The 9,859-nt window shown below is 70.3% G+C and carries 7 protein-coding genes; 3 read left to right on the forward strand and 4 right to left on the reverse strand.

Translation table 11 applies throughout. The features are described 5' to 3' along the window. Nucleotides 1-117: 117 nt before the first annotated feature. Together CFN78_RS18445 and CFN78_RS18450 are read right to left on the reverse strand one after the other, a co-directional pair. Complete coding sequence (locus CFN78_RS18445; RefSeq protein ID WP_240519528.1) at nucleotides 118-1,200, reverse strand: class I SAM-dependent methyltransferase; 1,083 nt, start codon at nucleotides 1,198-1,200, stop codon at nucleotides 118-120. A 78-nt stretch (nucleotides 1,201-1,278) separates the two neighbouring features. Next, nucleotides 1,279-2,451: an MFS transporter gene (locus CFN78_RS18450; protein WP_094864089.1), complete on the reverse strand. Its 1,173-nt coding sequence runs from the start codon at nucleotides 2,449-2,451 to the stop codon at nucleotides 1,279-1,281. Nucleotides 2,452-3,068: 617 nt separating this feature from the next. Between CFN78_RS18450 and CFN78_RS18455 the strand changes: the two genes are divergently transcribed. Genes CFN78_RS18455 through CFN78_RS18465 form a run of 3 tightly spaced genes read left to right on the forward strand, consistent with a single transcriptional unit; the run spans nucleotide 3,069 to nucleotide 7,760 of the window. Further along, nucleotides 3,069-5,174, forward strand: a complete 2,106-nt coding sequence (locus CFN78_RS18455; protein ID WP_240519529.1) for a glycosyltransferase — start codon at nucleotides 3,069-3,071, stop codon at nucleotides 5,172-5,174. Continuing rightward, nucleotides 5,174-6,667: a radical SAM protein gene (locus CFN78_RS18460; RefSeq protein ID WP_094864091.1), complete on the forward strand. Its 1,494-nt coding sequence runs from the start codon at nucleotides 5,174-5,176 to the stop codon at nucleotides 6,665-6,667. The genes CFN78_RS18455 and CFN78_RS18460 overlap by 1 nt, the downstream gene beginning before the upstream one ends. Nucleotides 6,668-6,707: 40 nt before the next feature. After that, nucleotides 6,708-7,760 (forward strand): LacI family DNA-binding transcriptional regulator, encoded by a 1,053-nt coding sequence (locus tag CFN78_RS18465; protein ID WP_205660565.1) that lies wholly within the window; start codon nucleotides 6,708-6,710, stop codon nucleotides 7,758-7,760. An 8-nt stretch (nucleotides 7,761-7,768) separates the two neighbouring features. Here CFN78_RS18465 and CFN78_RS18470 read toward each other — a convergent pair whose 3' ends face one another. Then, entirely contained in the window at nucleotides 7,769-8,617 is an 849-nt protein-coding gene (locus tag CFN78_RS18470; RefSeq protein WP_240519530.1) for an ABC transporter ATP-binding protein, read from the reverse strand. 136 nt (nucleotides 8,618-8,753) lie between these two features. After that, nucleotides 8,754-9,749, reverse strand: coding sequence for an ABC transporter substrate-binding protein (locus tag CFN78_RS18475; protein WP_094864093.1), 996 nt, complete (start codon nucleotides 9,747-9,749; stop codon nucleotides 8,754-8,756). Nucleotides 9,750-9,859 lie beyond the last annotated feature (110 nt).

Below are 9,859 nucleotides of genomic sequence, written 5' to 3' on the forward strand. Positions count from 1 at the left end.
TGACGCCGCCGGAACTGACCGTCGCCGATGGTACCGAGTCCACACCCAGGCGTCACCGTGACGGGGGAAGCGTCGGCGTCACGCCATGACTGATCGTCACACTCCGTCGACGACGCTTCAGGTTCGGCAGATGAACAGGCAGTTCTGCGGACGCGGCGAGTCGACCACCTCGACCTCGTCGAACCCGGCCTCGCCGAGCATCCGGCAGGCCGTCTCGGTACCCCACATGGCGCCGAGCGCGGCTCCACCCTCGGCCAGTGAGGTGGTGGTGCAGTACATCAGGCTGATGGCGTAGCACAGGGCGGCGAACGGGTTGCCGATGTTGTTCTCCAGGTGGCTGGAGAACTTGGCGTCCACCATCACGAAGACGCCGCCGGGCGCCAGCGCGGCGCGGACGCGCCGCAGCACCTCCGCGGGCGAGTGCTGGTCGTGCACCGCGTCGAAGGCCAGGATCACGTCGAACGGCGGCGTGGGCGCGAGCGCGGCGGCGTCGGCCACCACGAACGACGCGTTGTCCAGGCCGAGACCGGCGCGTTCGGCCTCGGCGGTGGCGATCCCGCGCTCGTCGATGTCGAGGCCGGTGAACTCCGACGCCGGGAACGCCCGCGCCGCGACCGTCACCGCGTGCCCGGTGCCGCAACCGAGGTCCAGTACCCGCACCCCCTCGCCGAGCCGGTCGACCAGGCCCGGCACGGCGGCGAGGAACCCGTCCACGAGCTGTTCGTCGTAGATGCGCCGCCAGTTGTCCCCCGCGGTCGCTCCCACCGCGTCGAAGTGCGGCGCGAAGCCGGCGTGCGGCACCCCGCCGCCGGTGCTGAACGACCGTTCGAGCTCCGGCAGCGCCCCGGCGAACGCCCGCAGCATGGAGGCCATCGGTGCCGCGTTCGCCGCCCCGGTGCCGGTGAGGAAACAGGCGTGCTCGGGCGGCAGCGTGTAGCGGGCGCTCGCGGTCTCGTACTCGAGGAAGCCGCCGGTGACCATGGCGCCGAGCCACTCCCGCACGTACCGCTCCTGCAGGCCCGCACGGTCCGCGAGTTCGGCGCTGGTCGCCGGGCCGGTGGCGGCGGCCTCGAAGAGCCCGGTCCGGTAGCCGACGCTGACCAGCATGCTCAGCGCGCCGCCGGTGAGCGTCGAGACCAGGTGCGCACCGAATGCCGCGCGGCGGTCGTCATCCATTCCGGTGTCCATCCCGGTGTCCATGGCAGTCCCCCAAGCCGGGCGAGCCGGCACAGACGGCGGTCGCCCGCCGGGGACGATCCCGGCGGCGTGCCCGCGAACCTACCGCGCGCCGCGGGCGGCCCGTGCCCCGGCCGATCGCGCCGCCGCCGCGCCAGGAACGATCAGCAGCGCCACGGCCGCGACCACGCCCATAGCCACGGCCAGACCGGACAGGGCCCCGACGCCTCCGATCAGCGGCGGTCCCCCGAGCAGTCCCGCGTAGGCCACGGTGGTGACGAACCCGAGTTCCCGCTCACCGCCGGTACCGTTGCCGTCCCTGCCCGCGGCACCGGCGAGGTCCATCGCGAGCGGGAAGCAGAACGCGAGCCCGATCCCGGCGACGGCGAATCCGGCGAACGCGGCGGCTCCCGCGGGAACCACCGCCGCGAACAGCAGGCCGCAGGCGGCGAGGGTGCCGCTCATCCCCAGCAGCCGGTACGGCCCGAAGCGGCGCTGCGCGCGTTCACCGGTCAGCCGGGTGACGGCGATGGCCACCGTGAACGTCGAGTAGGCGGCCGCGGCCGTGGCATCGTCAAGTTCTCGTTCGCGCACCAGGAACAGTGCGGACCATTCCGCGCACGCTCCCTCGGCGACCGCCGCGCAGAGCGCGATCCCCGCCAGGATCCACACCCGGCCGTTGCCCATCACCCTCCGGAAGCCCTCGTTCCGCGGCTGTCCCGTCCCGTCCCGCGCGGCGGGGATGGCTCGCGCGGTCACAACCACGGCCACCAGCCCACCCACTCCGGCGGCACAGAACTGGGCCGCCGGCGGAACCGACGCCGCGGCGGCGCCCGCGGCGCCCAGCGAACCGGCGAGCCCGCCGAAACTGAAGCCGGCGTGGAAGACCGGCATCAGCGGCCGGCCCAGCGCGTGCACCACGGTCACGGCGGCGACGTTCATCGCGACGTCCACCGCGCCCATCAGCCCGCCCAGCGCTGCCAGTGCCAGCCCCAGCGTGCCCACCGAGCTCGCCAGGCCCAGCACCGGCAGCAGCAGGCAGGCGCTCGCCAGGCACCCGCTGAGCACGGGACGGGGGCCCCACCGAGCACACGCTCGCGCCGAAGGGGAGGCGGTGACGATCATGGCGACGCTCGGCCCGAGCAGCACGAGACCGAGCCCCGCTGTCCCCGCACCCACCTGGTCCGCCAGTGCGGGTACCCGTGCCGCCCAGGATCCGTAGAGGGCACCGTTCACCACGAAGGCGACCGTCACGGCGGCACGCGCTGAGATCACCCGAACTCCTTCTTGCGCGGATACTAATGGGACGTAACATTAGCCCCCCGACGACAGCGGCGATAACCTACCGTTATCGCCGGATGCCAACACCGAGGGAGCGTGCGACGGAATTGACCGCTCTTTGGGGAATTTCGTTCGACGCGACGCCGATCTCCGGGGTAATCGTCGAGTTCGTGAAGACCGCACGAGTCTTCCGAGACCGCGGATACGACGTGTATCTCGATCTCGGATACGACATAAAATCGGACAAGAATGCCTTCTTTCGACCCTACCGCGACGAGAACGAGCTTCTGCCGGAATGGGTCGAACTGGCACGTATCGACGCTATATCAACGATCGACGATTACACTCCGGAGTTCGTCGCGAACGTTCTCCGGGAGGTGGTCGGTGCGGGCCACGGTGAGCGACTGCGCCCCTCCATGAGAGTGACCACCGACCGCATTCGCGATCTCATTCTCGATAAGTGGGAAGAACTATGCATTTCCACAGTGATCGTCGAGAACGGGACGCTACCGGAGAACATCGTATACACTGCCGCACTGCACGCAGCTATAGCAGAATACGGGAACCGTCACCGGCTGGGCCGTTTCGTACTGTGGCGGGACCATGACCTTATGTGGCAAAGCGAACCGAGCAGCGGAAAATACGGCGAATTCCCGTACCAGAACACGCCCCAGCCGGTCGACTCGCCCTTCATCCACTACCTGGCGCTGCACGAGACCGCCCGGCGCCGGACCCTGGAGTGGGCGCCGCACCTGCGCAACATCGACGTGCTGCCGAACACCTTCGCCCACCGGCGTGCCGCCGTGACCGAGCACAACGCCGGGTTCCGCCGCGTACACGGCATTCCCGAGGACGTGCCGCTGCTGTCCAGGATCACCAGGATCGTCCCGCAGAAGCGGATCGACCGTGACCTGCACCTGCTCGCGGGGCTCGCCGGCCGTACCGGTGCCTACCTTTTCGTGGCCGGGGAACCGGCCGAGTGCCCTGCGGAGTACGAGCGGCTGACCGCGCTCGCCGCCCGGCTCGGCGTGGCCGGGCGGGTGGTGTTCGGCGGCAGGCTCGCGCCGCACGAGGCGGATCTCGCCGGGGCCCCGGGCCGCTTCTCCGTCCGTGACCTGCTGGCGCACACCACGCTGGTCACCTTCCTCACCTCGTACGACTACGAGAGCTACGGCAACCCTGTCGGTGAGGCGATCGCCTCCGGCGTGCCCTACGTGAGCACCCGGTACGAACTCTACGACACGGTCTACGGGAACAAGGGTTTCCGGGCGCCCGTCCTCGACGTCGGCGTCTCCGACCTGCCCACAGTGTCCTTTGTGGACGAAGTGGCGGAACTGCTGGAGAACGACACGGAACGGGCGGCGATGGCGGACTTCAACCACGAGCTTGGCCGGCGGCACTTCGGGCGGGACAGCGCCGAACGGCTGCTGGACCGGCTGTTCCTGGTGCCGATGGGCGAACGGACGCGGATGAGCGTCGTGCTGCCGGTGTTCGACGAGGCGGCGAACCTGCCCGCGGTGCTCGACTCGCTCTACCACCAGCGCGGCGCGGCGGGACCGCTCGACCGGTCGCTGTACGAGATCGTGTTGGTGGACAACAACTCCACCGATGACACCGTCGCGATCGCGCGGCGGTTCGCCGAGGACCACCCGGACCTCCCGGTCCACGTGGTCGCCGAGCCCGAGCAGGGTGTCGCCTGCGCACGCCGGACCGGGATGGACTTCGCCAGCGCGCGCAGCCGGGGCCGTGGCCCCGGGGCCGACGAGCGGTTCCTGCTGGTCTCGGCGGACGCCGACTGCCGGGTCGACCCGGACTGGCTGTGCGAGCTGTTCACCGCGATGGAGTCCGGTAAGGCGGCCATCGGGGTCTGCGACTACTACTACTCGGCCGAGCACTTCACCGGCAGACCGCGGTTGTGGGACGCGATCTCGAAGACGCTGCGGTGCCGCGCGGTCACCTTCGCGCTGTTCGGCGGTTTCCCCGACGGCAAGGGTTTCGCCGTCGACCGGGACGTCTACGACCGCGTCGGCGGTATCGAGATCTTCTACCAGTTGCAGGGCGGCCGGTTCGTCAACCACCTCTCCGACGACTGGGATTTCGGCATCAAGGTCCGCGGCTCCGGCGAGGACATCGTGTACGCGCCCGGTTCCCGGGTGGAGATCAATCCGCGGCGGGTCGACCACGCCATCGACGAGGTGATCACCGGGCGCGCGTACGGCTCGGACGGCATCATCGTCATGCGCGACATCCGGGTGGACGCCCCCGGTCCGGGCCGCGAGTCGGACCTGACCGCCGAGGAGGCGCTGCAGGCCTGGGAGTTCTCCGTCAAGGACTTCACGCCGAAGAACACCATCCTGCCGGTGCTGCTCACGCCCTCCCTGCTGGACGACGACGCGGTCGTCGAGTTCTTCGGCGCCGGGCTCGCGGAGCGGCTCGGACGCAGGATCGCCGAGATCACCGAGGAGATGCGCGTCGTCGACTTCACCCCGATCCACTCCTACAAGACCCCGTGTTACCGCCTGTACTTCGAGTTCGCCGAGGAGATCTTCGCCCGGCTGCGGGCCACCGTCGGCGAGGACATCGGTCATCCGCCGCCACTGCCGCCCTGTCTGCGCGACGTACCGCCGGACCGGTTCCCCGAGTTCGTCAAGTACTACTGCGAGGACCGCGAGTCCGGGGACGCGCACAACTACTTCGGCAACGGAGGTGTCTTCTGATGGGCATGACCTACGAGCAGGCGCTCGCCTCGCTGCGCGAGAACGATCCGGGCGCCCCGGTGCCCGCGGTGGCCGGGGCGCTGGCCGCACCCGGCAACCGGCATCTTCTCGAGTACGTCGTCGAGGATCCGTTCGGTGCCCACGTTTTCCCGGGCAACGAACCGGACTACTCCCCCGAGTCCTTCCTCACCGACCTCGACGAGCAGCTCTCCACCACCGCCCCCATCCACCTCTGGTCCTACATCCCCACCTGCGCCTACCGGTGCCGGTTCTGCCAGTACCCGGTCGTCCTGGTCAAGGGCAGCCCCGAGGTCGCCGACGCCAAGGCCGCGCAGTGGGTCGACTGGAACATCCGCGAGGCCCGGCTGTGGCTGGAGCGGGTGCCCTCACTGGCCACCGCGCCGATCGGCGAGTTCAACGTCTTCGGCGGAACGCCGTCGCTGCTGCCACCGGAGGCGATCCGCAGGCTGCTCGGCTTCTATCGGGAGAACTTCGCCTTCGGCCCGGACACGGCCATCCGCTTCGAGGGTGATCCGAGCACGTTCACCCCGCAGAAGCTGGAGCTGCTGGCGGAACTGGGCTGTACCAAGCTGTCCAGTGGTGTCCAGTCCTTCGACGACCCGGTGCTGGCGCAGTCCGGCAGGGAGCACTCCGCGGACATGTGCGTGGACTTCATCCGCAACGCCCACCGGATGGGCTTCGAGTGGGTCAGCATCGACCTGATGTACGGGCTGCTGGACCAGACCGTGGACAGCGTCCGGCGGGATCTCGACATCGTGCTGGAAAACCAGCCGACCGCGGTGGTCTGCACCAAGCTGCACCTCAAGTCGTACACCGACACCCGCACCGGCGTCGCGGGGGTGCAGCCCGCCGCCTGGCAGCTCCCGGACCACCGGGACAAGCTCGTCCGGGACGGGCACCGCTGGCCGCCGCTGGGTGAGCAGTACCAGATGCGCGAGGTGCTCACCGAGGGTCTGCGCGCGGGCGGGTACACCGAGCATCCGACCATGTACTTCGCCAGGGACGGCCACGGCCCCGAGGAGTGGAAGTCGATCATGGTCGACCAGGAGCGGCAGGAGGCGGAGGTGGCGATCGGTCTCGGCGGCAGTTCGAGCTGCCGCCGGTCCGAGGCGATCACCGACGTGCACTGGAAGCGCTACGCCGAGGCGGTGGACGCCGGGCGTATCCCGCTCGGCTCGGCGACCGGGTTCTCCACCGCCGCGCAGGAGGCCCGCGCGGTGAAGATGGCGCTGTCCACCCTGCGGCCGCTCGACGACACGGTGCACGGACGGCGGTTCCCCGGCTGCTCGCTGTTCGCCGGGCCGTGGCGGGCGCAGTTCGCGTCCCTGGCCGAACGGGGCCTGGTCACGCTGGACGAGGCGGCAGGCAGGATCACGCTGACACCGGCCGGCGAGGTACTGGTCGAGGCGATCATCAACACCGAGCTGGACGCGGCGAGCGAGCTCATCACCCCGGCGCCGGCTTCGCCGTAAGCTGCGGGGCGTGCACGCCCCCCGGAAACGCAAGCCCACGCTGGACAGCGTGGCCGAGGCGGTCGGCGTCTCCCGGGCCACGGTGTCCAACGCCTTCAACCGGCCGGATCAGCTCTCCGCCGGGTTGCGGGAGGACGTGCTGCGGGTGGCGGCCGAGCTCGGCTATCCGGGCCCGAACCCGGTTGCCCGCAGCCTGGCCACGAGCCGCTCGGGAGCGATCGCCTTCATGCTGGACACGCCGCTGCGTGCGGCGTTCTCCGACCCGGCCCTGTCGATCACCCTGGACGCGCTGGCCACCGAGGTGGACCGCGAGGGATACGCGCTGCTGCTCATTCCCGGCGGGCACGACGGCGGGCCACGAGCGGAACAGGTGCTCGCGGCACAGGCCGACCTGGCCGTGGCGTACTCGCTCGCCGACGGTGCCCCGGCGCTGGACGCGGTCCGGCAGCGGGGGCTCCCGCTCGTCGTGATCGATCAGCCGATGGTGGCCGGCGCGTCCGTGGTGGGTATCGACGATCGCGGGGGCGCGGCCGCGGCGGCGGCGCACCTGCTCGGCCTCGGGCACCGCCGCTTCGGCATCCTCTCCGCGCAGTGCCTGTCCACCCCGCGCGGCGGTCCGCTCTCGGTCGAGGCCGCCCGGCTCAGCCGGTTCCGGGACAACCGCGAGCGGATGTGCGGTTACCTGGACACCCTCGCCGCCGCGGGGGTCGACCCGCACTCGGTGCCGATCTGGGAGACCTCGGGTCTGTCCCGATCGGAGGCCCAGCTCAGCGCGCTGGAGGTGCTCGGCGCCGATCCTCGGCCCACGGCGGTGCTGTGCATGTCCGACGAGCTGGCGATCGCGACCCTGTCAGCGGCCCGTCAGCTCGGCCTCGCCGTACCGGGCGAGCTGTCGGTGATCGGCTTCGACGACACGGCGGAGGCGAACTGGACCGAGCCGGCGCTGTCCACCGTGCGCCAGGACCTCACCGGAAAGGGACGGGCAGCCGGGCGGATGTCACTGGACCTGCTCGCCGGGCGGCCCACCGGGACACCGGTGGTGCTGGGGACGGAGCTGGTCGTCCGGCGATCCACCGGGCCCGCGCCCGGCTGAGTTCCGGTTCAGGCGTCACCGGAGAGGCCGGCGGGCACCCTGGTCCGCTTCGCCCGTGCCCGGTCCCTCGCCCTCGCCACGATCAGCGGGGTGCCGGTCTCCGGATCGTCGATCACCCGGCAGGGCAGGCCGAACACGTCCTCGACCAGTTCGGCCGTCACGATCTCGGCGGGATCGCCCGCGGCGGCGACCACCCCGCCCGGGCGCATCGCGATCAGGTGCGTGGCGTAGCGGCAGGCCTGGTTGAGGTCGTGCAGCACCGCCACCAGCGTGTGCGATTTCTCCTCGTGCAGGTCCGCGCACAGGTCCAGCACCTCGACCTGGTGCGCCACGTCGAGGAAGGTGGTCGGCTCGTCCAGCAGCAGGATGGAGGTCTGCTGGGCCAGCACCATCGCCAGCCAGACCCGCTGACGCTGCCCGCCGGAGAGCTCGTCCACCAGCCGGTCGGCGAGTTCGGCCACCCCGGTGAGCCGCATGGCCTCCCGGACGGCGTCCTCGTCCTGTTCGGACCACTGCCGCAGCAGGCCCTGGTACGGATACCGGCCGCGGGCGACCAGATCCTCGACGGTGATGCCACCGGGCGCGGTGGAGGTCTGCGGCAGCAGGCCGAGCCTGCGTGCCACCTCCTTCGACTTGTACGAGGAGATGGCCTTGCCGTCGAGGTGGACGGTGCCCTGCTCGGGGCGCAGCATCCGGGCCAGCGCCTTGAGCAGCGTCGACTTCCCACAGGCGTTCGGACCGACGATGACGGTGAACGACCCGTCCGGCACCCGCACACCGAGATCGGTCGCCACGACCCGGCGTTCGTAGGCCAGGGTGAGGTTGTGTCCCTCCAGGCGATGGGTCTCGCCGTCCACGTCGGAGTCCTCCAGGTTTCTCGGGTGCCCTTCGCGCCGAGCGTAGCCCGGCAGGGCGAGCGCTCCGGGGCCTCCTGTCCACCGGAGCACGGTCGCCGGCCCCGCGACGACGCGCGGAGCCGGCGAGCGGACGGGGTCAGGAGGTCTTGAGGATCTGCTCGATCTCGTCCTGGAACTTCATCGCCGCCTTGTAGTGCAGGGCGTAGAAGTTGCCGGTGGGCAGCGACTTGCCCGCCTTGACCGCGCGCAGGTTCTGGTACGCGGGCTGGTCGATGATCGCCTGGGTGTCCGCGCCCGCTGTGCCCTCGTAATCCGCCTGGTACAGGATAACGTCGGCTTCGTCGAGTTTGTCCAGGTTCTCGATGGAGAACTCCGGGGTGTTGTTCTTCGGGTCGGTGATTCCGGCTCGCGCGAACTGCACACCGAGGTCCTTGAGGATCGTGCCGCCCCAGGACTCGTCGAGGTTGAGGAACCACTTGCCGCCACCGCCGTTGATGAGCGCGAACTTGAGCTTGCCCAGCTTGTCGGCGTACTGCGTCTTGATGGCCGCGGCGCGGTCCTCGTACTGCTTCTTCAGCGCCTCCGCCTCGGGGCGCTTGCCTACCGCGTCGGCGGCCTGGATCACCCAGACCGGCCAGGCCACGGCCGGGTCCCCTGGCCCGCCACCGAGGATCGCGGTGGGCGCGACCTTCTGGTAGTCCTCCGGCTTGTGCTTGTCCAGCGACAGAAACTTGTTGCCCAGCACCAGATCCGGGGCCTGCGCGCCGACCTGCTCGATGTCGATGTCCAGCGGGTCGCCGACCTTCGGCATCTGCTCGTACTGGGCCGCGTACTCCGGCATGATCGCGAAGTTCTCGGCGAGGCCACCCGCGGCGGCCTTCGGTGTGTAGCCGACGTCGAGCAGCCCGAACAGCGAGTACTGGTCCAGGGCGACCACCGACTGCGGTGCTGCCGGGATCTCCACCGTTCCGCTGGGGGTCTCGAACTGGCGGGTCTGCCCGCCCGCCTCCGCCTGTTCCTCCGTGGACCCGCACGCCGTGCTGACCAGCATGAGTGCGGCCGCGGCCGCGGCGAGTCCCCGCCGACGGGCCGGCCTGCCGATGTGGACCCGATTCTGTAGCCGTGTCACCACGACGTACTCCTCCCTTGAGAACGATGCCACCGAGAACGATGTCGCGCGAGGAACGTCCCGCCGCACACGCTTGTTAGTGTCACCTAACTTAATGAAGGTTAGCGTAACCT

Origin of the sequence: Amycolatopsis antarctica, from assembly GCF_002262875.1 — a bacterium.
GTDB classification, from domain to species: Bacteria; Actinomycetota; Actinomycetes; order Mycobacteriales; family Pseudonocardiaceae; genus Amycolatopsis; species Amycolatopsis antarctica.

What these genes read in the sequence shown, in the direction of transcription:
- CFN78_RS18445 (WP_240519528.1), bottom strand. Translation starts at nt 1,200, where the DNA reads ATGGACACCGGGATGGACACCGGAATGGATGACGACCGCCGCGCGGCA.
- CFN78_RS18455 (WP_240519529.1), top strand. Translation starts at nt 3,069, where the DNA reads ATGTGGCAAAGCGAACCGAGCAGCGGAAAATACGGCGAATTCCCGTAC.
- CFN78_RS18460 (WP_094864091.1), top strand. Translation starts at nt 5,174, where the DNA reads ATGGGCATGACCTACGAGCAGGCGCTCGCCTCGCTGCGCGAGAACGAT.